We start from the raw sequence: 25,814 nt of genomic DNA, 5'->3' as shown, positions 1-25,814 counted from the left end.
AGTCTAACCCGGCTTTTGGCCGGGCGACCACACGAATCCCGAGGTTTTGTTGGGTTATACTCGCCGCCCTCGATAACTCCCCGCCCGTTCCGGAGCCCGCATGACCCAGGATCAACTCAAACAGGCAGTGGCCCAGGCCGCCGTCGATTTAATCCTTCCTAAACTCGACGACAAAAGCATCGTCGGTGTCGGCACCGGCTCCACCGCCAACTGCTTTATCGATGCGCTGGCCCAGCACAAGGGCGCGTTCGACGGCGCCGTGGCCAGCTCCGAAGCCACCGCCGCGCGCCTCAAGGGCCATGGCATTCCAGTGTACGAGCTCAACACCGTGAGCGACCTGGAGTTCTACGTGGACGGCGCCGATGAAAGCGACGAACACCTGAACCTGATCAAAGGCGGCGGCGCAGCCCTGACCCGCGAGAAGATCGTCGCGGCCGTGGCCAAGACCTTTATCTGCATCGCCGACGCCAGCAAGCTGGTGCCGGTACTCGGCGCGTTCCCGCTGCCGGTGGAAGTCATCCCGATGGCCCGCAGCCACGTCGCCCGTGAGCTGGTGAAACTGGGCGGCGACCCGGTGTACCGCGAAGGCGTGTTGACCGACAACGGCAACATCATCATCGACGTGTACAACATGCAGATCACCAACCCGGTGGAGCTGGAATCCCAGATCAATGCGATCGTCGGCGTGGTCACCAACGGTTTGTTCGCGGCGCGCCCGGCTGATGTGCTGCTGCTGGGTACTCCTGAAGGTGTGAAAACCCTCAAGGCCTGACACTCACGGCTGTGCTTCCTGTGGGAGCTGGCTTGCCTGCGGTGCAAACGCCTCGGTGTATCATTAGAACCGAGGCGAGGCTATCGCAGGCAAGCCAGCTCCCACAGTTGATCCCATCGATTAAAAGATCGATGTAACAAAAACGCTCCTTTTCGCAGCATCCCCCTCCGACATCGTGCGCCATGCCACGCCATCTCCCGCCAAACGGGGCTCAGTGGACAAAAGCTTTGCCGCGCACTAGTCGGCGGCCAATTGGCGATCATCCCGCAGCTGGGCGTCTATGCCGACCATTCGCTGTGCGTGAAATGGATTTTTGATCAGGGCTTTTTGAACACGTAGAACAGGTTCGGCTCGCTGACCACATACAGCGAGCCCTCGTCATCCATGGCGATCCCTTCGGCCTGAGGCACACGCTTTTCAAGGCCATGGCGGCCGTTGAGCAGAGAAAGACTGCTCAACGGGCGACCATCAATACCCAGTTCCAGCACCAGGAACGATTCATCCGACAGCGCCAGCAGATGGCCGCTGCGCTCGTCGTATTGCAAGCTCGACAGGTCGCGCACAAACAGCCCGGCATCGCGCTTGGGGTTGTTGATCACGTGCACCGAGTAGGTTTTTTCCGGTTTGAAATGGGGAAACCCGTGGATCTCATAGATCAGCATCGGGTCGCGCTCCTTGGCCACAAACAGACGCTTGCCCACCGAGTCGTACGCCAGGCCCTCGAAGCCGTTGTTACCACCGATGTGCACACCCAGCGTCATCTGCTCCGCATCGGCGGCGTCGAGAAATTGGGTGTCGTCATTCACATGCACCTTGATCAGTCGCTGCTGGCTCTCATCGCTGATGACATAGATGTTATCGCTGATGAACTCCACCGCCTCCGCATCGCCAAACCCCAGCAGAGGAATCCGCCGCAGGATCTTGCCGTCCAGGGACAGCTCGACCAGCTCGGCGTTTTTATTGGTGACCGTAAACAGGCTTTTGCGCACCGGGTCATAGGTGAGGGCCGAGACGTTATCGTCGAGACCGTCGATAACTTTGGCTTGCAGGCTGACGCGGTAATCACCCAGGCCAATGGAGCGCTCGTCGGCAGGTTGGCGCCATGCCTGGAAATTGAACCAGCCACGCTCAAACAAGCGAAAGTGCTGTGCGACCACCCCGGCGGCAACCAGGGTGAGCAGCATCACGATAAAAAACGCAGGTTTGGGGCGGGCAAGTCGACGCATCAGGCAAGCTCAAAGACAAAAAGTGGCGAATAAATATCACGCCCTTCTGAATTTAAACTTAAACGCTGCCGGGTGTCTGGTGAATGCCGCTTATAGAGCAGTAACCGACGCAATCGTCGGTTATTTTTGCTTTTCGAAGCGATAGAACAAGTTCGGCTCACTGACCATATACAGCGTGCCGTTCTCGTCCATGGTCACGCCTTCCGCCCGGGGAATGGTGTGCTTGAGGCCGTTGAAGCCGCCAAGCAGGGTGATGAAGCTGACTTGCTCGCCCTTCTCATCCAACTCCAGCAGCAGGTGGGAGTCGGCCGACAACACCAGCAAGTGCCCGGTGCGCGGGTCGACGGCCAGAGCCGAGATGTTGCGCATGTCCAGCGCGGTGCTGGCGATCTTTTGCTTGTCGCCGGTCAGGGTGCTGCCATCGCTTTTCCAGGTGAACAGCGCCGGCGGGCGCTCTTCGCCGAGTACGACTTGCTGGTTACGCTTGTCCCAGGTCACGCCTTCAAAGGCTTTGTTCTGATCCTTGGACGGGCCCAGGTCGTAAGTCTTGAAGTCGGCGAAATTCAGTTGCTGGGTGCTGGCGTCAACGTTGACCACGGTCAGGGTGTGCATGCGTTCATCGACAATGGCCATCAGGCCGTTCTCCATGACTGTCACACCTTCCGGGTTGTTCCAGCCGTTGAGCGGCATTTTGCGCAGCACATCGCCTTGCAGGCTCAGCTCAACGAGGAACGGGTTTTTGCCCATGACGGAAAACAGGGTTTTGGTCTGCGGGTTATAGGAAACGTCCGAAGCCTCGTCCTTCTCCATACCGGGCAGCAATTTGGCGTCGATAACCGCACGGTAGTCCGGCAGCCACACGCTCGCTTGTCGTTCAGCCGGCGTTTCAAAGCGCTCCGCCACCCACAGCACGCCGCGATCATCCCAATGCATCGCCCAGACAACGCCATACACAATCACCCCGGCCAGAAATAGCCAGGAATACCAGCGCAGGGCAAAACGGGAACGGGGTTTGGATTTAACGGAAGGCAGGAGCACGGCCATTGAGCGCTTTTCCAGAAAGTCAGCTTTAGGTGATAGCACAGGATCAACGGGCCCGCGCGCACGAGGCAGGGGATTATCCGGATGGTGTGTGAAAAAAATGCAAAACCCTCCGATTCTGCTGATGTACGCAATCAAATGTGGGAGCGGGCTTGCTCGCGAATGCGGAGTGTCAGTCACCGAATGTTTTGACTGGTACACCGCATTCGCGAGCAAGCCCGCTCCCACATTTTTGACCGCGTTTGGCCTGGTTCTTAGCGAACGCTGCTTTCAAAGCGGCTCACGCCCGCCAGCTCCAACACCAGCTCATCGCCCACATTTAACGGGCCAACACCGGCCGGAGTGCCGGTGAGAATCACGTCACCCGCCTGCAGCGAGAAGCAGCCGGCCATGTGCTGGATCATCGGGATGATCGGGTTGAGCATCTGCGAGCTGTTGCCGTCCTGGCGCACTTCGCCGTTGATGGTCAGGCGAATGCCGATGTCGGTCACGTCCGCAAAGGTGCTGCTCACCACAAACGGTGCAATCACCGCGGCGCCGTCAAACGACTTGGCGATTTCCCACGGCAGGCCCTTGGCTTTCAGCTCGGCCTGCTTGTCGCGCAGAGTCAAATCCAGTGCCGGGGCGAAGCCGGAGATGGCGTCCAGCACTTCTTCACGGCTTGGCTTGGTCGACAAGGGTTTGCCGATCAGTACCGCGATTTCCGCTTCGTAGTGCACCGAACCGCGCTCGGTCGGGATGGCGAAACCGCCTTCCAGTGCTACCACACAACTGCCCGGCTTGATGAACAGCAAGGGCTCGGTCGGTACCGGGTTGTCCAGTTCCTTGGCATGTTCGGCGTAGTTACGCCCGATGCACACCACTTTACCCAGGGGAAAGTGGATGTTGGTGCCGTCGACGTACTTGTGCTGGTAGCTCATGAAACGACTCCTTCAGGGGCGGTTAAACAGCGAAGATCTTGCCAGGGTTCATGATCCCGTTAGGGTCGAACACCGCTTTCACTGCCTTCATGTATTCGATTTCAACCGGCGAGCGGCTGTAGGTCAGGTAATCGCGCTTGGTCATGCCCACGCCGTGTTCGGCGGAGATCGAGCCGTTGTACTTCTCGACGGTCTCGAACACCCACTTGTTCACCGTGGCGCACTTGGCGAAGAACTCGTCTTTGCTCAGGTTTTCCGGCTTGAGGATGTTCAGGTGCAGGTTGCCGTCGCCAATGTGGCCGAACCAGACAATTTCGAAGTCCGGGTAATGTTCGCCGACGATCGCGTCAATTTCCTTCAAGAACGCCGGGACCTTGGAGACGGTCACCGAGATGTCGTTCTTGTACGGCGTCCAGTGGGAAATGGTCTCGGAGATGTACTCGCGCAGTTTCCACAGGTTGTGCAGCTGGGTTTCGCTCTGGCTCATCACGCCGTCCAGCACCCAGCCCTGCTCGACGCAGTGCTCGAAGGTTTCCAGGGCGTGGTTGGCGACCTCTTCGGTGGTGGCTTCAAATTCCAGCAGCGCGTAGAACGGGCACTCGGTTTCGAACGGCGCCGGTACATCGCCACGGCCCATGACTTTGGCCAGCGCCTTGTCGGAGAAGAACTCGAAGGCGGTCAGGTCCAGTTTGCTCTGGAACGCGTGCAGCACTGGCATGATCGAGTCGAAGTCAGTGGTGCCGAGCACCATAGCGGTGAGGTTTTTCGGCGCACGGTCCAGGCGCATGGTGGCTTCCACCACAAAACCCAACGTACCTTCGGCACCGATAAACAGCTGGCGCATGTCGTAACCGGTGGCGTTCTTGATCAGGTCACGGTTCAGCTCCAGTACGTCACCTTTGCCGGTGACGACTTTCATGCCGGCGACCCAGTTGCGAGTCATGCCGTAGCGAATCACTTTGATCCCGCCGGCATTGGTGCCGATATTGCCGCCAATCTGGCTCGAACCGGACGACGCGAAGTCCACCGGGTAGTACAGGCCTTTTTCTTCGGCGACGTTCTGCAATTGCTTGGTGACCACGCCCGGCTGGCACCTGGCGGTGCGGTCGGTGAGGTTCACGTCGAGGATCTGGTTCATGTAGTCGAACGACACCACCACCTCGCCATTGGCGGCAACGGCGGCGGCCGACAAGCCAGTACGACCGCCGGACGGCACCAGTGCCACCTTGCGTTCATTGGCCCAACGGACGATGGCCTGCACCTGTTCGGTGGTCTTCGGGAAGACGATGGCGACCGGAGCCGGGGCGAAGTGCTTGGTCCAATCCTTGCCGTAAGCCTCCAGGGAGTCTGCATCGGTCAGCACTTTGCCGGGCTCAACCAGGGTCTTTAGCTCATCAATCAGGGCAGGATGGGTCATCGACAGAACTCTCGAACAATTCATGGTCATCCTGAGAACGCTTCACGTCGCAGGAATAGGTGTTTAGCGGGGTGCGTATGCTAGCATACCGCCCCCGCAGGACAGAGCCCAAGGGCGTTCTGCGGTGACGGCTTTCCTGCCGTCCGGGTCAGCTCTTGTGCACTGGTTCAGGGCACTAACTGCTCGATTCCCTGCCATTTTTCTCCGGGATACAGGTTTACGCAGATGAGCAAGACTTCTCTCGATAAGAGCAAGATCAAGTTCCTTCTTCTGGAAGGCGTCCACCCATCGGCTGTCGACGTACTGAAAGCCGCTGGGTACTCCAGCATTGAGTACATCACCAGTTCTCTGCCGGAAGCCCAGTTAAAGGAAAAGATCGCCGACGCGCACTTTATCGGCATTCGCTCCCGCACTCAGCTGACCGAAGAGATCTTCGACCACGCCAAGAAGTTGGTGGCTGTCGGCTGTTTCTGCATCGGCACCAACCAGGTCGACCTCAACGCAGCGCGCGAGCGCGGCATCGCGGTGTTCAACGCACCGTACTCCAACACCCGTTCCGTTGCGGAGCTGGTGCTGGCCGAGGCTATCCTGCTGTTGCGCGGCATCCCTGAGAAGAACGCTTCCTGCCACCGTGGCGGCTGGATCAAGAGCGCGGCCAACTCCTTCGAAATCCGTGGCAAGAAGCTGGGTATCGTCGGTTACGGCTCGATCGGCACGCAGTTGTCGGTGCTGGCCGAAGGCCTGGGCATGCAGGTGTTCTTCTACGACACCCTGACCAAACTGCCGCTGGGCAACGCCACTCAGGTGTCGAGCCTGACCGAGCTGCTGGGCATGTCCGACATCGTCACCCTGCACGTTCCGGAAACCGCTGAGACCCAGTGGATGATCGGCGAGAAGGAAATCCGCGCGATCAAGAAAGGCGGCATCCTGATCAACGCTGCACGCGGCACCGTGGTCGAGCTGGACGCCCTGGCTGACGCGATCAAGGACAAGCACCTGATCGGCGCCGCTATCGACGTGTTCCCGGTGGAGCCACGCTCCAACGACGACATCTTCGAAAGCCCGCTGCGTGGCCTGGACAACGTGATCCTGACCCCGCACATCGGCGGCTCCACCGCTGAAGCCCAAGCCAACATCGGCCTGGAAGTGTCGGAGAAACTGGTCAAGTACAGCGACAACGGTACGTCGGTGTCCTCGGTCAACTTCCCGGAAGTGGCCCTGCCGGCTCACCCTGGCAAGCACCGTTTGCTGCACATCCACCAAAACATCCCTGGCGTGATGATGGAGATCAACAAGGTCTTCGCGGAAAACGGCATCAACATTTCCGGTCAGTTCCTGCAGACCAACGAGAAAGTCGGCTACGTGGTAATCGACGTAGACGCCGAGTACTCGGACCTGGCGCAAGAGAAGCTGCAACACATCAACGGCACGATTCGTAGCCGCGTGTTGTTCTAAGGTTTCAACCGCAGCACAAAAAAGGGAGCCCCTCGGGGCTCCCTTTTTTACATCTGAACAAATCTTACTTGACGTTAACCGTGATGACTTTCGAGGCTACAGTCGGGTTGAACTGCATGTGCAGTTTGTCGCCGGCGACGAGTTGCAGCGTGTGCTTGCCCGGTGTGAGCGTCAGCTCGGTTTCAGTCTGGGCCTTGCCGTAGTGGATCACGGTGTCGGTAGCCGGGATCGGCACGCTGGCGTCCGGCAGCTCTTTTTGGTCGATCAGCAGGTGGTGGTGGCCGGTGCCCGGGTCCTGGCTGGTGGCCGGGGCCAGCTTCAGGCCTTCCATGCCGAATTTGACGGTGAAGGTTTTATCGACGGTGGCGCCATCTTTAGGCGACACGATAAAGACTTTGGCGCCTTCGGGTGGAGCACTGCGCGGAATACCGTCAGCGGCGGTCGCCAGCATCGAAGCACCCAGCAAGAGGCTAGCCAGGGTTGCACGGGACAATAGAGCTTTCATTCGCTTCTCCAGTTTTTCCAGGAAATCTGTTGGGTTATCACAACTTCGCGACAAATTGCTGTCCAAGGCACTCAACACCTTAGCAAAGCGATGCTGAAAGGCGCCTCGCACAGACGAATTCTTTAGGAGCGACCATGCGCTTTTCGCCTGGCCTTGTACTTTTGCTGCCCCTTCTGAGCCCTTTGGCTCACGCCGAACTGATTGATGATGTGTTTGATCGCGGCGAACTGCGCATCGCCGTGGAGGCCAACACACCGCCATTCAACTTCAAGGACGGCGACAAGCTCACCGGTTTTGAAGTGGAACTCGGTGAGCAACTGGCGAAGGAAATGGACGTGCGTCCCTCGTTTATCACCACCGATGACACCGACCTGCTGTCAGGCGTTGAAACCGGCAAGTACGACGTGGCCATCAATCATATCGCTATGACTGCCGAGCTGCGTGATCGGTTCGATTTCAGTGAGCCTTATCGTGAAAAGCCGGAACTGGCGATTCCCTTCCAGAAGGGCAACCCGGCATTCAAGACCAGCCTGGACAAGGCGTTGCAGCACGTGAAGGCCGATGGCCGCTTGAAGGCGCTGACGCAGAAGTGGTTTGAGGGCAACACAAAAGGCGAATAAATACTCGGTCAATGTGGGAGCTGGCTTGCCTGCGATAGCGGTGTGTCAGTCACACATCAGGTGCTGAGCCATCGCTATCGCACAGGGCAGCTGCCGCTTCGGCCAGCTCAAGCTCACTGAACACCAGCACCCCATGGCGTTTGAGCAATGCCGCCGTCACGCCTTCGCCGCTGACCTTCACGCCGGTGAAGGTGCCGTCATAGGTCAGCAGGTTGCCGCAAGACGGGCTATTGGCCTTGAGAACGGCAACGCGGATGTCATGGCGTTGCACCAACGCCAAGGCCTGGCGGGCGCCATCGAGAAAGGCGGCGCTGAAGTCCTCTCCCGCAGCGGTCAGCACCTGAGCGCGGCCTTCCCACACATCGACACCCTGCCCGCCCGGGATCTCGGCAGAGGGCCGAGGCGTAGGCAAACCGCCCGAGACTTCCGGGCAGATCGCAACCACGCGCCCTTGCGCCTGCCAGGCCGCCAATTGATCGAACGGGCCGCTGGCACCACCGTCGTAACGCACCTTGTGCCCGAGCAGGCAGCGGCTGATCAGAATCTTTTCCATACTTAAAACGGCTCGTTACCCCGCCGGCGAAACCAGCCGGTCAGGGACAAGCGTTCACGCGTAGCGGGCAGGACTTCATGGGGCACATCGCCGGACAGGAACACCACCAGGCTGCCGCCGGTGGGCACCACATCGTATTCCACGCCGTCCTTGAGGTACATGCGCAACTGGCCACCCTGCTCAGGCAGCCAAGCGTCATTCAAGTAAACCACCGCCGAGACCATACGCCGGTCGTCGTCGCGAAAACGGTCCACATGCTTGAGGTAAAACGCACCCGGCGGATACATCGCGAAGTGGCTTTCGAAATCCTCCAGGCCCAGGAACAGACCACGATTCATCGCCTGGCGCAGACTGTCCATCAAGCCCATGTAAGTCTCGCAGACGGCGGCATCACCCTCTTCCAGCCACTGGATATGGTCACCGCGAATCCCCTCGCGAATTTCCTGGGCCGGGCCGCGCCCTACCGCTGCGGGGGCCAATTCACCCTCGGCCGCACGTTTACGGCACTCAGCCGCCAGTTCCAGGGTCAGAGCCTGGGGCAGGAAGCCGTTCTGCTGCGACCAACCTTTTTCGGCCAGGTCGTCGACGATGCGTTGCAGCAGGGGATGATCGAGGGGTATTTGCATGGCGCGCATAGTATCCATACGCCTGTAAATCCGACAGAGCCGCCGAGCGTCTGAACACACTTTAGTCAGGTGACTGATAGGATTTCTCGACAAATCCTACGCCCGACACGGACAATAGTGGCCGACTGACAGGAGTCCCTATGCGTCGTTTGTTTTTTTCCATGCTGATGTTCTGCGTTTTGCCCGCTTGGGCAGACGGCCATGACCAGTTATACAAGGTCGCCGGCTGGGCCGATCAACGTGCGCATTTCAATGACGCCCTCAGTGCAGCCCAACAGCGCTACCGCAACAGCCTGCCACCGGCGGTGTACCAGGCGTTGGTGGACAACAGCAACACACGTTTTGCGGCCCAGGCCATGGACCAGCGTGCCGAAGCGCAACTGCGCAAAAACCTGGCGGACCCGAAACCTGCCCTGGCGTTTTTCCAATCGCCGCTGGGCCGCAAGATTGTCGCCGCCGAGTTGCTCGCCACCCGCCGCGACCAGTTGGCAAAAAATGCGCAAGGCCTGCCACACATCGAGGCCGACGCCACCCGCAGCCTGATCATCGGGCATCTGGCCCAGGCCCTGCCCGCCCGTGAAGCGGGGGCGGAAGTCAGCCTGGCGATTGCCGGGGTTGCCGCCGACAGCTTGAGCCAGATGATTCCTGGCCTGCTGGGTGGCGGCCAGGCCCAGGGCATGCTCAATGGTCAGCGCGAGCGTTTAATGCAACAGATCGGCAACGACCTGAATAACACGCTGCTGTACGTCTATCGGGATTTGTCCGACCCGGAGCTGGAAGAATTCGCCACGTTTGCGGAGTCGCAGCAAGGTAGGGCGTATTACAAGGCAGCTCTTGCAGCCATTCGCGCGGGTCTTGCCGTTGGTCAAAGCACTTCCAGCCTGGCGCAGTAACCAATGTGGGTCCGTGTTACTTCAGATGGTCCGTCAAATACCGGAAGTATTCCTGGCGAATCTCGGGAATCTCATTCGCCAAGTGATGCCTGCCCCGCGGCAGCATCAGCACTTCGGGCCGATCGAACTTGCTGCGCAGCACCTGCAGGTTGTGCTGCCAATCCACCGTCATGTCTTCCTCGCCCTGCACGATCACCGGCCGCCGTGGGCTGCGCGGTGCGGCTTCGATACGTTTGATCCAACGCGCCAGCGCACCCACCCAGGCGGTAGGCAGTTGGCGTGGCTGCAGGGGGTCAGCTTCCAGGAACGGCTTGAATTTGGGGTCGTTGGTGTTCTCGCTGAACCGCCGCGCAATGCCTTTGACGAACGGCCGCAGCAGGTAATAACTGACCTGCGACCAACCCCACGCACGCGGCCGCACCAAAGGCGACAACAGAAATGTCTTGCCCTGGGCAGGGCTGTCGGCGCCGTGATTGAGCAAATGGTCCACCACCACCGCACCGCCGGTGCTTTGCCCGAACAGGTGCCAGGGTTGCGGCAGTTGCAGCGCCTTGGCCTGGGCGAACAAAGCCTGCACCACGTCCTGATACACCGAAAAATCATCGATGCTGGCACGTGCGCCGCTGGACAGGCCATGCCCCGGCAGGTCGCAGGCAATCACCACAAACCCTTGGTCCAGGGCCCAATCCACCGCGTTGCGGTACAGGCCCATATGGTCGTAGAAGCCGTGGAACATAAACATCGTCGCCACAGGCTGTGGCGGCCACCACACCTGGGCAACCACCTCAAAGCCATCCACTTCGAAACGCCCTAGACGGCTCAACGCCGGCACTTTGCGCGCAGATAAATCCAGCCCATAGAAACGCTGGTAGACCCGCGCCTCGGCGCTGAGCGGTTGCGCATCCACGAGTGGTCGCAAGCTTTCGCGCAGATGATCGGGGTCAAAACTGACAGGCATAAAGGGTTCCAGACTGACGGTGAAGATGAATATCGAGCAGCGATATTCATCTGTCAGGGCAAGCATGGCAAGCTACGCGACCTTCGAGGATAGTTCTGAATGCGACAGCCCTACCGTTCCGCCCTGTTCGCCAGCCTGATCCTGATCATCTGCACCGGCGTGCTGTGGGCGGCGTATGACTGGTTCCAGGGCCGCTACCTGCGCGCGTTCAGCGAACACACGGCCGTGTTCTCCGGCGACGCCCTGCGCCTGCCCGCCGATCTCGCAGGCCCAGGCCCGATTCGCCTGGTGCACTTCTGGGACCCGGCCTGCCCGTGCAACGTCGGCAACCAGCAACACCTGGGCGAGCTCATCGAGCAATACGCGCCCCAAGGCGTCGAGTTCTATGCCCTGCAAAAAGCCGGCAGCCACGGCCAACTGCCCGACAACCTGCGCAAGATGAAAACCCTCAATAGCCTGGCCGGCGCCGATCAGGTGCCCGCCACCCCGGCTGTCGGGATTTGGGATCGCACTGGCAAGCTCGCGTATTTCGGACCGTACAGCGAAGGGCTGACGTGTAATTCCAGCAATAGCTTTATCGAGCCGATTTTGAAAGCCCTTGAGGCCGGGCGCGAAGTCGATGCGACCCATACTCTGGCGGTAGGCTGCTATTGCGAGTGGAGCAAGGCATCAAACTGAACGGAGGCTGTTCGACCGGTAAACTCCAATCACCCGAGCGGCAGGCTGCTGTATCGTACGTTTTCGGTGAGATTGTAAGCATAGGAACACATGAGCCAGCTAACCATCATCCTCTGGATGCTCAACGTTATCGTGGATACGTCCGGCCAGTTGGCTTTCAAAGCCGCCGCCTCTGCCAGCGCCGAGCATGACGGCATGGCCCACTGGAAGCACATGCTCAAGCGCCCCTGGATCTGGCTTGGCGTGATCTGCTACGTCTTCGAATTCGTGTTGTGGCTGGCGTTTCTCACGCTGGTGCCGTTGTCGGTCGGCGTGATGCTAGGCTCGATCAATATTGTGGTAATCATGATTGCCGGGCGTTTCCTGTTCAAGGAAAGCCTGACCAAATGGCGGTTGATCGGCATCATGCTGATCGCCTGTGGCGTGACCGTTGTGGGGTTTGAATAATGAAACGGTTCTATATCCTGGGCTTTCTGGCGCTGATCATTTTTGACACGTTGGCGCAGGTCAGTTTCAAATTCGCCTCGGTGCATGCCGAACCACTGACGATGGATACCGCCTGGTTGGTGCGCGTGTTTGGCGCACCGTGGATCTACGGCGCCTTCGTGGGCTACATCGGCGCGTTCTTCACCTGGATGACGTTGCTTAAGTACGCACCGGTGGGGCCCGCGTTTGCGGCGTCCCATTTGGAGTTGATCAGCGTGACGCTGATCTCTGTCTGGTTATTCGATGACACCCTGACCTGGCCAAAAATCATCGGCGGCGCATTGATCATCGCAGGCATTCTCTGTCTCGCACGCAGTGAAGACAAAGAGAGCAAAACTGTCGAGGCCGAACCTTCGCAGCCACTGGCATCATGACCAGGGAAATCCCGCCCACCGCTGGCCTGCCCTTAAGCTGGCGGGATTTGCTGAACCTTTCGGGCGACTTGGCCCAGTCTCTGGCCCGCCAGTTCTCGATTCCACTGCCGGCGCTGCCCTGCTCCGGCACCGCCGCCCTGATCATCGCCCTGCGGGTCTTGCAGCAACGCATGCCCGGCCGCACCCGGCTGATCGTGCCGGCCTACACCTGCCCGCTGGTGGCGTTGGCCGCCCATTACTGCCCGCCGTTGCGCGTCGTACCCTGCGATTTGCAGCCGGGCAGCATTGACCTGGACGAACAGCAACTGAAAGACCTGTGTGACGACAGCACGCTGGCCGTGGTGGTGACCCATCTGGCCGGGCGCGTCGCGGACGTCGATACCGCCAAGCGTATTGCCGATGCTGTCGGCGCTGTGGTCATCGAAGACGCGGCCCAAGCCATGGGCGCACTCGACGACGGCCGCAGCGTCGGGCTCAAAGGTGATGTGGGATTTTTCAGCATGGCACTGGGCAAAGGCCTGACGACGGCCGAAGGCGGCGTGCTGTTCAGCCGCGACCCGGTGTTGCATCAGGCGCTGCACCGCCAATGCGCACAGGACCTGCCTTTCAGCCTGCGCTGGGAGCTGCAACGCAGCGCCGAGTTGTGGGGTTACGCGCTGCTTTACCAACCGCGCGGCTTGCACTACGTGTATGGCAAGCCGTTGCGCAAAGCGCTGGAACAGGGCGATGAAGTGAGTGCCGTGGGCGACGACTTTTCGGTGAATGACATCCCGTTGCACCGCCTGGGCGGCTATCGCCAGAAGGTCGGCGCCGCCGCACTGGCTCGCCTGCCCGATTACTTGCAGCAAGGCCGCGCCCGGGCATTGCGCCGTGCAGCTCGCTTGAATGCCTTGCCCGGCGTCTCGGTCGTTATGGACAGACCAGGCCAACAAGGCACCTGGCCCTTTCTGATGGTGATGATGCCGTCTGCACAGGCCCGGGATGCGGCGATGGCGCAGTTGTGGACCTCGGGGCTGGGCGTGACCCGCCTGTTTATCCACACATTGCCGGACTACCCCGACGTGGCCCCGCTGCTGCAGCCTGGCGGCGATATCAGCCAAGCCCAGGCGTTCGCGACCCGCACACTGTCGATCAGTAACAGCCATTGGCTGACGGACGAACACTTCGAACAGATACTCAAGCAACTCAAGGCTATCGTCGCCAGCCTTCGTTGATACGCGCCACCAGGCGGCTGTTCAGCTCGTTCTGCTGCTGTTGCCAGATCTGCACCTGTGCCTCAGGCAGTTCTTCCTGGCCATCGGACGCACTCAACCAACGTTTGAACTTGCTTTCATAGTGGTAGGCCGACACATCGCCAGTGATGTCCGCGCCAATGATCTGGCCCTGGCAGGCACTGATCAGGTCGTTCAGATGCTGCTCCAGGAATTCGCCCTGATCCCAGTTGGTGTTCACCACTTCCGGGCTCAGCACATCTTTATCGATGGACAGGTACACCGGCAGTGAACGGTCAAACTGTGCCAGGAACGCGCGCATCAGCGCATCTGCATTGCTGAAGGCACGATTACTGCGCCCGGCGCCGATCCAGTTCATCCAGCGCGTGTCGACGTTGACGTTCCAGTAGGTCAACTTGCGCTTGAGCAGCGGCGACCAGTGATTCTCCCACGCGTGGCCCAGGCCAATATCCTGCGAACCGATGCCCAACATATGCACATGCTCGACCTGCGGTAAGCGGCTGGCCCAGTAGACCCAGGAGCCGCAATGGATACCGAACGGGTAGCGCATGTTATCGGGATGGTTGTCGCAGATGATCAGCTGAAACTTCTGCTGCGTCGGCAGGCGATTCAACAACAGCTGGCTGAGGTGGTGATAATCACCGCTGCCGGTAAATACACAGCCGTAATCGCTGGGCATTTGTGCGTGCAGGGCGGTTTCCAGCTCTTTGAATTGTGCCCAGCGGCAGCCGAAACGGATTTTTTCCTGCCAGGCCTGCAACGGCAACGTAATCGCGCCGGGAATGTCACTGACGGCACTGTCGAAATCGAGAATCAGCGGCGGTCGGGCCTGGCTCATGAGGTGTGCTCCTGATGCCATTGGGTATCACTTTCAAAGTGATGACGGAACCGGTTGCCCAGCTTGCGCAACAGCGGGTTACGCACCCAGACCAGATGGCGGGTAAAGGTAAAGTCGGCGCCCAGGCTGGCCTTGACCTGCGGGTCGGTCCAACCCGCCACATAAAATTTCAGCCCATTGGCCAGCGCATACTCAAGGTTCACAAACCAACTGACGAAATACAGGTTGAACTCCAGCGCCAGCGGGTAGCTAAGGCCGATGTACTTGTCGAGCAGCTTGTCGCCCTCCACGTAGCACAGGTTGTAGCCGATCAGCTCGTCGCAGTGCCAATAGCAGAACACGCGCCCGTTACTGCCGGCGTCCCGCAGAAGGCTGCTGAAAAATTCAGGGGTGAGCAGGTCAAAATGGATCTCGCTCTGGTCGTACACCGCCTTGTACAACCCGTACAACTGCGTGAGCCAGGCGTCATCGTTGAAGCGCGCATCACCGGTGTCCAGGACTTCCACCCGCAACGCCTCACGGCTGCGCAGTTTGCGTCGGATATTGCGGCGACGGCTGTGGGACAAGCGCGCCAGGTACTCATCAACCGTGGCAAAGTTGATCGGCACGTAGGCCAGCGCCTGCCCCTCGAGGCTGATGAAACCGCGCCGGGTGCACTCATCGATCAAGGCTTGCGCGTAGCGGTTATCCGCCTCGCTGAGCAGCGGAGAGTCGCACGGCACGTCTTTGACGATGGTGAGCTTGCGCTGTGGCGCGCACGCCTCTTGCAACCACTGCGCGAGGTCCTGAGGCGACACGTCTTGGGGCAGTGGTGAATATTCACTGACCGTGGTCCCCACAAAACAACTGTCGACACGCAGCCAGGCATTCCAGAAACGATACCCGGGCCAGCTGCGAACACGCTTTTCGAATGCATCGTCGGCGGTGGTCAACAGGTCGAAGGGCGTAAAGAAATACGGCAGGCCCTGGTCGGACAGACGAGCATCGAAGCCCACTGGCGGGTGCTGCAAAAAGCGGCTGATCAGCGACTGCGCTTCCAGGCAGCACGCATAGGCAACCTCGGAGCGGCTGGAGTCTGGAATGGGTTGCGGGGCGCAAGTCATGGAAAGAAGCTCAAAGATGACGGGCGCAATAGTAGCGTATTCAGGGTGCTCAACACTTGAACCTCGGCTGTCACAGCGGCGCATCGTGCGCGATATCAGCATTTCCCTCAGCCCTCGCCAAACCTATTAGACTCCGTTGACCTTCAAGGTGAATGACTCAAGGACCGTCCATGAAACGCAGCCTGACCGTGCTCGCTATCCTGATTGCCGCCCTCATGGCCGGCGCCGGCTGGTATGTCTACAGCAAGCAACCCACCCGCCAGGGCACCGAAACACTCGCCAACCTGCAAGGCGCGGTCACCGTGCGCTATGACGACCGGGGCGTGCCGCACCTGCGCGCCGAGAACGAGACCGACCTGTACCGCGCCCTCGGCTATGTGCATGCACAGGACCGGCTGTTCCAGATGGAGATCATGCGGCGCCTGGCCCGTGGCGAACTGGCCGAGATACTGGGCCCGAAGATGCTCGAGACCGACAAGCTGTTCCGCAGCCTGCGCATTCGCGAACGCGCCTTGAGTTACGTGGAACACATGGACCACGATTCGCCGGCCTGGAAGGCCTTGCAAGCCTACCTGGACGGGATCAACCAATTTCAGGACAGCCACGCCAGCCCAGTGGAGTTTGACGTGCTGGGCATCCCCAAGCGGCGGTTTACCGCTGAGGACACCATCAGCGTCGCCGGGTACATGGCCTACAGCTTTGCCGCCGCGTTTCGTACCGAGCCGCTGCTGACTTACATACGCGACCAATTGGGCGGCGACTACCTGAAAGTCTTCGACCTCGACTGGCAGCCCAAAGGCGCGCTTAACCTGGCCGCCAGTGATTGGCAGACGCTCGGCGCGCTTGCCTCCTTGAGCGACAGGGCCTTGGCCGAGAATGGCTTGCCTCAGTTCGAAGGCAGCAACGCCTGGGCTATCAGCGGCAGCCGCACCAAGAGCGGCAAGCCCTTGCTGGCGGGCGACCCGCATATCCGTTTCTCGGTACCGTCGGTGTGGTACGAAGCGCAGCTCTCTGCACCGGGCTTTGAGCTCTACGGCTATCACAACGCGCTGGTGCCGGTGGCGTTCCTGGGGCACAACCTGGATTTCGGCTGGAGCCTGACCATGTTCCAGAACGATGACCTCGACCTGATCGCCGAAAAGGTCAACCCCGACAACCCCAACCAGGTCTGGTACCACGGCCAATGGGTCAACATGACCAGCAGCGAGCAACAGATCGCGGTGAAGGGCCAGGCACCGGTGACCCTCACTCTGCGCCAGTCGCCCCACGGCCCGATCATCAATGATGTACTCGGCGAGAATGCCGGCAACACGCCGATTGCCATGTGGTGGGCATTCCTCGATACCGAGAATCCGATCCTCGAAGGTTTCTACCAGCTCAACCGCGCCGATACCCTGGCCAAGGTGCGCGCCGCGGCGGCCAAGGTTTCTGCACCGGGCCTGAATATCGTATGGGCAAATGCCAAGGGTGATATCGGCTGGTGGGCGGCGGCGCAATTGCCGATCCGCCCGGCCGGGGTCAACCCGGCGTTCATTCTCGACGGCAGCACCGCCCAGGCCGACAAGCTGGGTTTCTACCCTTTCAGCGCCAACCCCCAGGAAGAAAACCCGGCGCGGGGTTACGTGGTGTCGGCCAATGCCCAGCCGGCCTCACCCACCGGCATGGAAATCCCCGGTTACTACAACCTGGCCGACCGTGGCCAGCAATTGAACACGCAGTTGAGCGACAAAAGCGTGAAGTGGGACGTGAACAACAGCCAAGCCTTGCAACTGGGCACGACCACCGCCTACGGCCCACGCTTGCTGGCACCGCTGTTGCCGGTGCTGCGTGACGTGGTCAAGGACCCGGCGCAGTTGAAACTGGTAGAACAATTGGCCGCCTGGAAAGGCGACTATCCGCTGGACTCCACCAGCGCCACACTCTTCAATCAGTTCCTGTTTAACCTCACCGACGCGGCCTTCCACCCAAAACTGGGCGACGCCCTGTTTAAAACCCTGCTCGGTACTCGGGTGATCGACGCCGCGCTGCCACGCCTGGCCGCCTCGCCGGACTCGCCCTGGTGGAACGGCAAGCGCGCCGACACCGTCAAGCTCGCCTGGGACAACAGCCTGGCTCACCTCAAAGCCACCTTCGGCGATGACCCGACGCAATGGCAGTGGGGCAAGGCCCACACCCTGACCCACGGCCACCCGTTAGGCATGCAGAAGCCACTGGACAAGGTCTTCAACGTGGGCCCGTTCCCGGCGCCCGGCACCCACGAAGTGCCAAACAACCAGTCGGCGATGATCGGCCCCGCGCCCTGGCCGGTCACTTATGGCCCATCGACCCGTCGATTGATCGACTTCGCCGACCCGGCCCACGCTTTGACCATCAACCCGGTAGGGCAAAGCGGTGTGCCGTTTGACCGGCACTATGGCGACCAGGCGGAAACCTATATCGAGGGTGGGTACGAGCAGGCGCATTTCAGTGATGAAGAAGTGACGGCGAATACCCGTGGCACGCTGAAGCTGTTGCCTGCGAGAAAATAGTGCTGGAAGAATGCGGTCAATGTGGGAGCGGGCTTGCTCGCGAATGCGGAGTATCAGTCACCAGATGTATCGACTGGCACACCGCATTCGCGAGCAAGCCCGCTCCCACATTTGCTTTGTGTTGTAGCGACTAACGAGCCCGCATCCGCCCCGGCGCCTCGCCGTAGGTTTCCTTGAACTTCTTGCTGAACGCAGCCTGCGACTGGTAACCCACCTGGGCGGCGATATCCATCAGGCTCAGGCGTGACTGGCGCAGCAGATTGAACGCCAACTCCATACGCAACTGGGTCAGCAGCACCCACGGGGATACACCCGCCACCTTCACAAAGGCACGCATGAAGGTCGCTCGCGACATCGTCGCAACCAAGGCCAGGCTGTCGATGGTCCACTCATGGCCGGGCTCGGCCAGCATCGCCTGCCAGGCCTTGCTCAGGCGTTTGTCGGCGAGCAAGGCGAAGGTGCCGGCCACCGGCGCCTGAAGGGTCAGCCAGGTGCGCAGGATCAGGGTGAACAAGGCCGACGACAGTGCATCGATAAACGAGCGGGCGCCCAGTTGCTGCCCATCCGCTTCGCTGCGCAACAAAGCAATCAACGCAGCCAATTGCCCATCGCCCTGCCACTGCCGACTGGACACCACCAGATACTCCGGCAACGCGGCAAACAACAACGACTGCCGGTTGTAGTGAAAGCTGCCGCAGAGCATGTCCAAGTCCACCCGTTCGCCACCCAGGCGATGGACCGGAAGTAAACCGCCCTCAATCACCGTCGGAGGCATCGGCTGAATGCGTGAACCTGGACTGCGCAACAAATGGGTGGCGCCACCGGGCATCAGCAGGATATCGCCCTCCCCCAGCGTTACGTGCTGCCCGCCCGTCAACTCGGCGCGGCAGGTGCCGCTGAGCACAATGTGATACGGCGCCACGCCCAAATTCTCCGGCGCGTGATCCAGCGCCCAGTCGCCCTGGAACTGGCAACGCAAATCCAGGCTGCCGCGCAGGTTGGCCAGCGTGATAAGGGTGTCGATCGAATTCATTTGCGAACATCGGTCAAAAAGATGAGCGGATTGAACAATGCCCCCAACCCCGAACAGCACAGACTGGCTTCACACCCAACCTGTTCAGGAGTTACCGCAATGTTCAATAACTGGTCCGACTTGCTGCCTACCGTAAAGAAAGCCTTTGGCGCGCTGGGCAAGAGCAACCCGAAGATGGTCAAAGCGTACATGGCGTTGGGCGAGGCTGCCGAGGAAAACAACGTGCTCGACGCCAAGACCCGTGAGCTGATTTCCATCGCCGTGGCCATCACCACGCGCTGTGACGGCTGCATCGGCGTGCATGCGGATGCGGCGATCAAAGCCGGCGCGACCCGCGAAGAAGTGGCCGCGACCCTGGCCACCGCAATTTCCCTGAACGCGGGCGCGGCATATATCTACTCACTGCGCGCCCTGGAAGCCTACGACACACTCAAACCGGTGCCGCAAAGTTGAGCCTGAATTGTTGCGGCGTTACGCCCAGCCGGCGGTTGAAGACACTGCGCATGTGCTGGGCATCGCGAAACCCGCATTGATAGGCCACGGTCTTGAGCGGCGCAGGGCTGCTTTCGAGCATCACCCGCGCCGCATCCACCCGCGCCCGCTCGACAAACTCCGCCGGGGTTATGCGTGCTTCACGGGCAAATACGCGGGAGAAATTGCGCGCGCTCATATTGGCCGCCTTGGCCAGGTCGGCAATGGTCAAATCCCCGGTCAAATTCGCCAGCACATACAACTGCACCAACGCCACCGCCGAGGTGGACTGCGCATGAGGTGTGAGGAACGGGCTGAACTGTGACTGCCCGCCCGAACGCTGGGTGAATACCACCAGGCGCTTGGCCACGCTCAACGCCACTTCCGGGCCATGGTCCTGGGCCAGGAGGTACAGCGACAAATCGATACCTGCCGTCACCCCGGCCGAGGTGTAGAGGTTGCCGTCCTGCACGTAGAGGCGGTCGGCGTCTACCTGGGCCGAGGGGCACAGACGCGCCAGATCAGCGGCATCGTTCCAATGGGTGGTGACGGTTTTTCCATCGAGTAAGCCGGCGCGCGCCAGCATGAAAGCGCCGTTGCAGATCGAACCGAAGCGTTGGGCTCTTTCGGTTGCACCGCGCAGCCAATCATCAAACGGGGCACCGAAATCTTCGAAGGGCAATTGCGGGCCTCCGGCGACCAGCAACAGATCGTAGGCGCTCAAGGCTTCGCTGTAATGCCGGTGGGCCTGCAACGACAAACCGTTGGAGGCGGCCATCGTGCCGTGGCCCAGGCCGATCACTTCAAGCTGGTAGTGGTCTTCGGTCGGTAGAAAACGGTTGGCCTCGCAGAACACATCCATGGGGCCGGTCACGTCCAGTGACTGGACGCCGGGGAAGATCAGGATGGCGATGGTTCTATGCATGGCGAAACCTTATATCTGGCGAACACGAAACCCTGTGGGAGCTGGCTTGCCTGCGATGCAGACACTGCGGTGTATCAGGTATACCGAGGTGATGCTATCGCAGGCAAGCCAGCTCCCACATTTGCCCGAGTACATCCATGGCACGATGTGGCGGCACATTGGCCGGGATCGCACCCTCGCTGCGATGGCCCCGTCGCGGGCGCGCGACCAGACTGGACTCATCGGCGCCACCCCCGGCGCTTTGTTGAGGAGAACGACCATGAGCACCCCCATCGCCGGCATCCAGATCCCGGACAGCGCCCTGGCCAAGGCCACCACCGAATACATCCGCGACGTCGAGTCCGACCTGCTCTACCACCACTCCCGCCGGGTGTTCCTGTTCGGTGCCTTGAGCGGTGATCGCAAGCAACTGGCCTACAACCCGGAGCTGCTTTACGTCGGCGCAATGTTCCATGATCTGGGCCTGGTGCAAGGCCACCGCAGCGACAACGAGCGTTTCGAAGTGGACGGCGCCAACGCCGCCGCCGACTTCCTCAAGCCTTACGGCCTGAGCGATGACGACATCGAGCAAGTGTGGCTGTCCATCGCCCTGCACACCACGCCGGGCGTGCCGCAGCATCTGCGCCCGACCGTGGCGCTGGTAACTGCTGGTGTCGAGATGGACGTGCTGGGCATGGACTACGCCGCGTTTACCCACGAGCAGCGCGAAGCCGTGGTGCATGCACACCCACGCGGTGAAGGATTCAAGGAGTGCATCATCTGCGCGTTTGCCGACGGCTTGCGCCATCGCCCGCAGACCACGTTTGGCAACGTGAAGACCGACGTGCTGGTGGATCAGGAGCCGGGGTTCAAGCCGATGAATTTTGTGGAGGTGATTCGCAAGTCGCCGTGGGCTGCCTGAAACCCAATTTTACAAACACTGCAAAACGACTGTGGGAGCTGGCTTGCCTGCGATGAGGCCATGTCAATCGACTTATCTGTCGACTGACACACCGCCATCGCAGGCAAGCCAGCTCCCACATTTTTAACCCACTCCGGCAGTTAGACCGGTGCAGGCGCCCGGCGCTTGTCCGGCTGCTGCCAGCCATCCGCCGCGGCTTCTTCAATCGCTTGCTGGATAGCTTTCTTGCGATGCTCTTCCGCACGGCGGCTGAAGAACCACACCAGGAAGGTCACCAGCGACACCGCCAGCAGAATCAGGCTGGCCACGGCGTTGATCTCGGGTTTAACCCCAAGACGTACCGCCGAGAACACTTCCATCGGCAAGGTGGTTGAACCCGGGCCCGACACGAAGCTGGCAAGTACCAGGTCATCCAGGGACAGCGCGAACGACATCATGCCGCCCGCCGCCAACGACGGCGCGATCATCGGGATAGTGATCAGGAAGAACACCTTCCACGGCCGCGCGCCCAGGTCCATTGCCGCTTCTTCAATCGACAGGTCCAGCTCACGCAAGCGCGCCGACACCACCACTGCCACATACGCGGCACAGAACGTGGTGTGGGCGATCCAGATGGTGACGATGCCACGTTCCTGGGGCCAGCCGATCATCTGCGCCATGGCCACGAACAGCAGCAACAGCGACAGACCGGTGATCACTTCGGGCATCACCAACGGCGCCGTCACCAGGCCGCCGAACAGCGTGCGGCCCTTGAACTGGCTGATGCGCGTCAGCACGAAAGCTGCCAGCGTACCCAGCGCCACCGCAGCCACCGCCGTGTAGCAGGCGATTTCCAGGGAGCGCGCCACCGAGCCCATCAACTGGGTGTTGTCCAGCAGGCCCACGTACCACTTGATCGACCAACCGCCCCACACCGTCACCAGTTTGGATTCGTTGAACGAGTAGATCACCAGGATCAGCATCGGCAGGTAGATGAACAACAACCCCGCCACCAGCATGAAGCTTGAGAAACTGACGCGCTTCATATCTTGCCCTCCATCTCTTTGGCTTGGCTGCGGTTGAACAGGATGATCGGCACGATCAGGATCGCCAGCATCACCACCGCCAGGGCAGAGGCCACAGGCCAGTCACGGTTGTTGAAGAATTCTTGCCACAACACTTTACCGATCATCAGGGTTTCCGGACCGCCGAGCAGTTCCGGGATCACAAACTCGCCCACTACCGGAATGAACACCAGCATGCAGCCGGCGATGATGCCGTTCTTGGACAGCGGCACAGTGATTTTCCAGAAGCTGTTGAAGGTGCTCGAGCCCAGGTCGGACGCGGCTTCCAACAGGCTCTGGTCGTGTTTGACCAGGTTGGCGTACAGCGGCAGGATCATGAACGGCAGGTACGAATAGACCACGCCGATGTACACCGCGATGTTGGTGTTGAGGATCTGCAGCGGCTCGTTGATCAAGCCGATGGACATCAGGAAGCTATTGAGCAACCCGTTGTTGCTGAGGATGCCCATCCACGCATACACGCGGATCAGGATCGCGGTCCAGGTCGGCATCATGATCAGCAGCACCAGCACGGTCTGCATTTCTTTACGCGCGCTGGCAATGGCATAGGCCATCGGGTAGCCGATCAACAGGCACAGAATCGTGCTGAAAAACGCCATCTTCAGCGAGCCCAGGTACGCGGCGATGTACAACTCGTCGTCGCCGAGCATCGCGTAGTTGCCCAGGTTGAGCACCAATTGCAGCTTTTGCTCAACGAAGGTGTAGATCTCGGTGTAAGGCGGGATCGCCACGTCGGCTTCGGCAAAGCTGATCTTCAAGACGATGAAGAACGGCAGTGCGAAAAACAGGAACAGCCAGAGGAAAGGGATCCCGATGACCACATGCCGGCCACCGGGTGTTATTCGTTGCAGCTGGCGTTTGAACTTCTTCATGTTCATGAGCGAAGTACCACGCCGCTGTCGTCTTCCCACCACACGTACACCTGGTCACCCCAGGTTGGGCGCTGGCCACGGCGTTCGGCATTGGCGACGAAGGACTGCACCAGCTTGCCGCTCGGCAGTTCCACGTAGAACACCGAGTGGCCGCCCAGGTAGGCGATGTCATGCACCTTGCCGCTGGACCAGTTGTGCTCGCAGGTCGGCATTTCGGTGGTAACCAACAGCTTTTCCGGGCGGATGGCGTAGGTCACCGACTTGTCTTCCACCGAGGTGGCGATGCCATAGCCCACGTAGATGTCACGGTCCAGGTCCGGGCACTTGAGCACCGCGTGGCCTTCCGCGTCATCCACCACCTGGGTGTCGAAAATGTTCACGTTGCCGATGAACTCGCACACCAGACGGCTGGTAGGCGTTTCGTAGATGTCGATCGGGCTGCCGATCTGGGCGATCCAGCCCAGGTGCATGATCGCGATGCGCTCGGCCATGGTCATGGCTTCTTCCTGGTCGTGGGTCACCATCACGCAGGTCACGCCCACGCGCTCGATGATCTCTACCAGTTCCAGTTGCATCTGCGAACGCAGCTTCTTGTCGAGTGCGCCCATCGGCTCGTCGAGCAGCAGCAGTTTCGGGCGCTTGGCCAGGGAACGCGCCAAGGCCACACGCTGACGCTGGCCACCGGACAACTGGTGCGGCTTGCGCTTGGCGTACTGGCTCATCTGCACCAGCTTGAGCATCTCGGCCACGCGGGCGTCGACTTCAGCCTTGGGGATCTTGTCCTGTTGCAGGCCGAACGCAATGTTCTGCGCCACGGTCATGTGCGGGAACAAGGCGTAGGACTGGAACATCATGTTGATCGGCCGCTCGTAGGGCGGCATATCGGTGATGTCCACACCATCGAGGTAAATGCGACCTTCCGTTGGGCGCTCGAAGCCTGCGAGCATGCGCAGCAAGGTGGATTTGCCCGAACCCGATCCGCCGAGCAAGGCGAAGATCTCGCCTTTCTTGATTTCCAGGGACACATCGTCCACGGCGATCGTCTCGTCGAACTTCTTCGTGACCCGGTCGATTTTGACCAGCACCTTTTTCGGTGTCTGGTCGCCCTCGAGGGCTTTCTTATAGGCGCCGGAGGCAACTGCCATTTACGAAACTCCCAACAAAATTTGAGGTTCGCCCAATACGGGCGAAACCTTGGATAGTTTGAGCTTTAAGCCTTACTTGCCCGTTTTGACCTTGGTCCAGCTACGGGTCATTAAACGCTGCACTTTCGGGGGTAGCTCGAAGTTGACGAACGTCCGGTCGAGAACCGCCTGCGGTGGGTAAACCGCTGCGTCAGTGCGTATCGATTGCTTCATCAGTTTGTCCGCCCCGGGGTTAGGGTTGGCGTAACCGACGTAATCACTGACCTGAGCGATCACCTCAGGTTGCAGTAAATAGTTGATGAAGGCGTGAGCCTCTTTGACGTTGGTCGCATCCTTGGGGATCGCCAGCACGTCAAACCAGAGGTTGCCGCCTTCTTTCGGAATCGCGTAGGCGATGTTCACGCCTTTGCCTGCCTCGCTTGCGCGAGCCTTGGCCTGGAACACATCACCGGAGAAACCTGCCGCCACGCAGATGTTGCCGTTGGCCAGGTCAGAGATGTATTTGGAAGAATGGAAATAGGTCACGTAGGGCCGCACTTTGAGCAGCTTCTCTTCGGCCTTCTTGTAGTCTTCAGGGTTGGTACTGTTAGGGTTCAGGCCCATGTAGTTGAGCACCGCCGGCAGCATTTCATCCGCCGAGTCCATGAACGAGACCCCGCAAGTGGCCAGCTTCTTCATGTTTTCCGGCTCGAACAGCACGGCCCAGGAATCGATATGGTCGACGCCCAGCACTTCTTTGACTTTTTCGACGTTGTAACCAATGCCGTTGGTGCCCCACAGATACGGCACGGCGTATTGGTTACCCGGGTCGTTCTTTTCCAGGCGCTTGAGCAGCGCCGGGTCCAGATTGGAATAGTTAGTCAGCAACGACTTGTCGAGCTTCTGAAACGCCCCGGCTTTGATTTGCTTGCCGAGGAAGTGGTTGGACGGCACGACCACGTCATAACCGGTACGCCCGGCGAGCAACTTGCCTTCCAGGGTTTCGTTGGAATCAAACACGTCATACACCGGCTTGATGCCGCTGGCCTTTTCAAAGTTGGCCAGGGTGTCGGCGCCGATGTAGTCCGACCAGTTATAAATATGCACCGTCGGCGCGGCCTGCACGCTGACAGCCAGCGTGATACCTGCACCCACCAGCAAGGCTTTGCGAAATAAAGAAATTGGCAAGTGGAGGTCCT

At 60.1% G+C, this 25,814-nt stretch carries 27 protein-coding genes; 11 read left to right on the top strand and 16 right to left on the bottom strand.

Annotated elements, in window-relative coordinates; genetic code table 11:
• The first annotated feature begins 100 nt into the window (after positions 1 to 100).
• Complete coding sequence (gene rpiA, locus ACDZ94_RS10180) at positions 101 to 772, top strand: ribose-5-phosphate isomerase RpiA (RefSeq protein WP_064454593.1); 672 nt, start codon at positions 101 to 103, stop codon at positions 770 to 772.
• A gap of 317 nt (positions 773 to 1,089) precedes the next feature.
• Here the strand turns inward: rpiA and ACDZ94_RS10175 are convergent, their stop codons facing one another.
• From ACDZ94_RS10175 to ACDZ94_RS10160, 4 genes are all read right to left on the bottom strand, one after another.
• Positions 1,090 to 1,998 carry an SdiA-regulated domain-containing protein gene (locus ACDZ94_RS10175; RefSeq protein WP_432751407.1) on the bottom strand — a complete coding sequence of 303 codons (909 nt, stop codon included), beginning with the start codon at positions 1,996 to 1,998 and terminating at the stop codon, positions 1,090 to 1,092.
• 120 nt (positions 1,999 to 2,118) lie between these two features.
• Positions 2,119 to 3,042, bottom strand: coding sequence for an SdiA-regulated domain-containing protein (locus tag ACDZ94_RS10170; RefSeq protein ID WP_432751406.1), 924 nt, complete (start codon positions 3,040 to 3,042; stop codon positions 2,119 to 2,121).
• Positions 3,043 to 3,293: 251 nt separating this feature from the next.
• Positions 3,294 to 3,959, bottom strand: coding sequence for a fumarylacetoacetate hydrolase family protein (locus ACDZ94_RS10165; RefSeq protein WP_064454596.1), 666 nt, complete (start codon positions 3,957 to 3,959; stop codon positions 3,294 to 3,296).
• A 22-nt stretch (positions 3,960 to 3,981) separates the two neighbouring features.
• Positions 3,982 to 5,376 carry an FAD-binding oxidoreductase gene (locus tag ACDZ94_RS10160; RefSeq protein ID WP_064454597.1) on the bottom strand — a complete coding sequence of 465 codons (1,395 nt, stop codon included), beginning with the start codon at positions 5,374 to 5,376 and terminating at the stop codon, positions 3,982 to 3,984.
• A gap of 225 nt (positions 5,377 to 5,601) precedes the next feature.
• Between ACDZ94_RS10160 and serA the strand changes: the two genes are divergently transcribed.
• On the top strand, positions 5,602 to 6,831 hold the full coding sequence (gene serA / locus ACDZ94_RS10155) for a phosphoglycerate dehydrogenase (protein WP_010167810.1): 1,230 nt from the start codon (positions 5,602 to 5,604) through the stop codon (positions 6,829 to 6,831).
• A 64-nt stretch (positions 6,832 to 6,895) separates the two neighbouring features.
• Here the strand turns inward: serA and ACDZ94_RS10150 are convergent, their stop codons facing one another.
• A complete protein-coding gene (locus tag ACDZ94_RS10150) occupies positions 6,896 to 7,336 on the bottom strand; it encodes a DUF4399 domain-containing protein (protein WP_017139512.1) in 441 nt (146 codons plus the stop codon).
• Between the two features lie 134 nt (positions 7,337 to 7,470).
• On the opposite strand from ACDZ94_RS10150, the gene ACDZ94_RS10145 reads away from it, so the two are divergent.
• The gene (locus tag ACDZ94_RS10145) at positions 7,471 to 7,956 is read left to right on the top strand and encodes a transporter substrate-binding domain-containing protein (RefSeq protein WP_064454598.1); all 486 of its coding nucleotides are present in this window, start codon (positions 7,471 to 7,473) and stop codon (positions 7,954 to 7,956) included.
• 49 nt (positions 7,957 to 8,005) lie between these two features.
• Here the strand turns inward: ACDZ94_RS10145 and ACDZ94_RS10140 are convergent, their stop codons facing one another.
• Together ACDZ94_RS10140 and ACDZ94_RS10135 are read right to left on the bottom strand one after the other, a co-directional pair.
• On the bottom strand, positions 8,006 to 8,509 hold the full coding sequence (locus tag ACDZ94_RS10140) for a DUF523 domain-containing protein (protein ID WP_432751405.1): 504 nt from the start codon (positions 8,507 to 8,509) through the stop codon (positions 8,006 to 8,008).
• Positions 8,510 to 8,511: 2 nt separating this feature from the next.
• Positions 8,512 to 9,144 carry a 2OG-Fe(II) oxygenase gene (locus tag ACDZ94_RS10135; RefSeq protein WP_064454600.1) on the bottom strand — a complete coding sequence of 211 codons (633 nt, stop codon included), beginning with the start codon at positions 9,142 to 9,144 and terminating at the stop codon, positions 8,512 to 8,514.
• A gap of 131 nt (positions 9,145 to 9,275) precedes the next feature.
• Here ACDZ94_RS10135 and ACDZ94_RS10130 point away from each other — a divergent pair, with 131 nt between their 5' ends.
• Positions 9,276 to 10,028, top strand: coding sequence for a DUF2059 domain-containing protein (locus tag ACDZ94_RS10130; RefSeq protein ID WP_432751404.1), 753 nt, complete (start codon positions 9,276 to 9,278; stop codon positions 10,026 to 10,028).
• A 16-nt stretch (positions 10,029 to 10,044) separates the two neighbouring features.
• Here the strand turns inward: ACDZ94_RS10130 and ACDZ94_RS10125 are convergent, their stop codons facing one another.
• Complete coding sequence (locus ACDZ94_RS10125) at positions 10,045 to 10,986, bottom strand: alpha/beta hydrolase (protein ID WP_432751403.1); 942 nt, start codon at positions 10,984 to 10,986, stop codon at positions 10,045 to 10,047.
• A gap of 99 nt (positions 10,987 to 11,085) precedes the next feature.
• Here ACDZ94_RS10125 and ACDZ94_RS10120 point away from each other — a divergent pair, with 99 nt between their 5' ends.
• The 4 genes from ACDZ94_RS10120 (at position 11,086) to ACDZ94_RS10105 (ending at position 13,738) form a co-directional block, all read left to right on the top strand.
• Positions 11,086 to 11,664, top strand: a complete 579-nt coding sequence (locus ACDZ94_RS10120; RefSeq protein WP_432751402.1) for a DUF6436 domain-containing protein — start codon at positions 11,086 to 11,088, stop codon at positions 11,662 to 11,664.
• Positions 11,665 to 11,754: 90 nt separating this feature from the next.
• A complete protein-coding gene (locus tag ACDZ94_RS10115; protein WP_064454604.1) occupies positions 11,755 to 12,111 on the top strand; it encodes an EamA family transporter in 357 nt (118 codons plus the stop codon).
• On the top strand, positions 12,111 to 12,524 hold the full coding sequence (locus ACDZ94_RS10110) for a DMT family transporter (RefSeq protein WP_064454605.1): 414 nt from the start codon (positions 12,111 to 12,113) through the stop codon (positions 12,522 to 12,524). Before ACDZ94_RS10115 ends, ACDZ94_RS10110 begins: the two co-directional genes overlap by 1 nt.
• Positions 12,521 to 13,738 (top strand): DegT/DnrJ/EryC1/StrS family aminotransferase, encoded by a 1,218-nt coding sequence (locus ACDZ94_RS10105; RefSeq protein WP_432751401.1) that lies wholly within the window; start codon positions 12,521 to 12,523, stop codon positions 13,736 to 13,738. The genes ACDZ94_RS10110 and ACDZ94_RS10105 overlap by 4 nt, the downstream gene beginning before the upstream one ends.
• Here ACDZ94_RS10105 and ACDZ94_RS10100 read toward each other — a convergent pair.
• Both ACDZ94_RS10100 and ACDZ94_RS10095 read right to left on the bottom strand, forming a co-directional pair.
• The gene (locus tag ACDZ94_RS10100) at positions 13,716 to 14,594 is read right to left on the bottom strand and encodes a hypothetical protein (protein ID WP_432751400.1); all 879 of its coding nucleotides are present in this window, start codon (positions 14,592 to 14,594) and stop codon (positions 13,716 to 13,718) included. The two genes, ACDZ94_RS10105 and ACDZ94_RS10100, sit on opposite strands and share 23 nt — an antisense overlap.
• Complete coding sequence (locus ACDZ94_RS10095; protein WP_262666514.1) at positions 14,591 to 15,697, bottom strand: GNAT family N-acetyltransferase; 1,107 nt, start codon at positions 15,695 to 15,697, stop codon at positions 14,591 to 14,593. Before ACDZ94_RS10095 ends, ACDZ94_RS10100 begins: the two co-directional genes overlap by 4 nt.
• A 170-nt stretch (positions 15,698 to 15,867) precedes the next feature.
• Here ACDZ94_RS10095 and ACDZ94_RS10090 point away from each other — a divergent pair, with 170 nt between their 5' ends.
• Positions 15,868 to 18,225, top strand: coding sequence for a penicillin acylase family protein (locus ACDZ94_RS10090; protein WP_407016354.1), 2,358 nt, complete (start codon positions 15,868 to 15,870; stop codon positions 18,223 to 18,225).
• 130 nt (positions 18,226 to 18,355) lie between these two features.
• On the opposite strand, the gene ACDZ94_RS10085 is transcribed toward ACDZ94_RS10090, so the two are convergent.
• Positions 18,356 to 19,258, bottom strand: a complete 903-nt coding sequence (locus ACDZ94_RS10085; protein ID WP_259763335.1) for an AraC family transcriptional regulator — start codon at positions 19,256 to 19,258, stop codon at positions 18,356 to 18,358.
• Positions 19,259 to 19,357: 99 nt separating this feature from the next.
• Here ACDZ94_RS10085 and ACDZ94_RS10080 point away from each other — a divergent pair, with 99 nt between their 5' ends.
• The gene (locus tag ACDZ94_RS10080; protein ID WP_034110071.1) at positions 19,358 to 19,711 is read left to right on the top strand and encodes a carboxymuconolactone decarboxylase family protein; all 354 of its coding nucleotides are present in this window, start codon (positions 19,358 to 19,360) and stop codon (positions 19,709 to 19,711) included.
• Here the strand turns inward: ACDZ94_RS10080 and ACDZ94_RS10075 are convergent.
• Positions 19,689 to 20,654: a GlxA family transcriptional regulator gene (locus tag ACDZ94_RS10075; protein ID WP_432751399.1), complete on the bottom strand. Its 966-nt coding sequence runs from the start codon at positions 20,652 to 20,654 to the stop codon at positions 19,689 to 19,691. The genes ACDZ94_RS10080 and ACDZ94_RS10075 overlap by 23 nt on opposite strands.
• A 259-nt stretch (positions 20,655 to 20,913) precedes the next feature.
• On the opposite strand from ACDZ94_RS10075, the gene ACDZ94_RS10070 reads away from it, so the two are divergent.
• Positions 20,914 to 21,555, top strand: coding sequence for an HD domain-containing protein (locus ACDZ94_RS10070; RefSeq protein WP_064454611.1), 642 nt, complete (start codon positions 20,914 to 20,916; stop codon positions 21,553 to 21,555).
• A gap of 140 nt (positions 21,556 to 21,695) precedes the next feature.
• On the opposite strand, the gene ACDZ94_RS10065 is transcribed toward ACDZ94_RS10070, so the two are convergent.
• The 4 genes from ACDZ94_RS10065 to ACDZ94_RS10050 all read right to left on the bottom strand — a co-directional run bounded on the left by ACDZ94_RS10065 (position 21,696) and on the right by ACDZ94_RS10050 (position 25,803).
• Positions 21,696 to 22,580 (bottom strand): ABC transporter permease subunit, encoded by an 885-nt coding sequence (locus ACDZ94_RS10065; protein WP_003176774.1) that lies wholly within the window; start codon positions 22,578 to 22,580, stop codon positions 21,696 to 21,698.
• Positions 22,577 to 23,497, bottom strand: coding sequence for an ABC transporter permease subunit (locus ACDZ94_RS10060; RefSeq protein WP_064454612.1), 921 nt, complete (start codon positions 23,495 to 23,497; stop codon positions 22,577 to 22,579). Before ACDZ94_RS10060 ends, ACDZ94_RS10065 begins: the two co-directional genes overlap by 4 nt.
• A complete protein-coding gene (locus tag ACDZ94_RS10055; protein ID WP_003195240.1) occupies positions 23,494 to 24,636 on the bottom strand; it encodes an ABC transporter ATP-binding protein in 1,143 nt (380 codons plus the stop codon). The genes ACDZ94_RS10060 and ACDZ94_RS10055 overlap by 4 nt, the downstream gene beginning before the upstream one ends.
• Before the next feature lie 72 nt (positions 24,637 to 24,708).
• The gene (locus tag ACDZ94_RS10050) at positions 24,709 to 25,803 is read right to left on the bottom strand and encodes a polyamine ABC transporter substrate-binding protein (RefSeq protein ID WP_064454613.1); all 1,095 of its coding nucleotides are present in this window, start codon (positions 25,801 to 25,803) and stop codon (positions 24,709 to 24,711) included.
• Positions 25,804 to 25,814 lie beyond the last annotated feature (11 nt).

The sequence above is a fragment of the Pseudomonas sp. UBT genome (genome assembly GCF_050915955.1).
In the GTDB taxonomy this organism is placed as follows: Bacteria; Pseudomonadota; Gammaproteobacteria; order Pseudomonadales; family Pseudomonadaceae; genus Aquipseudomonas; species Aquipseudomonas antarctica_A.
The sequence above is the reverse complement of the archived record's forward strand: the minus strand, read 5'-3'. Positions and strand labels throughout refer to the sequence as shown.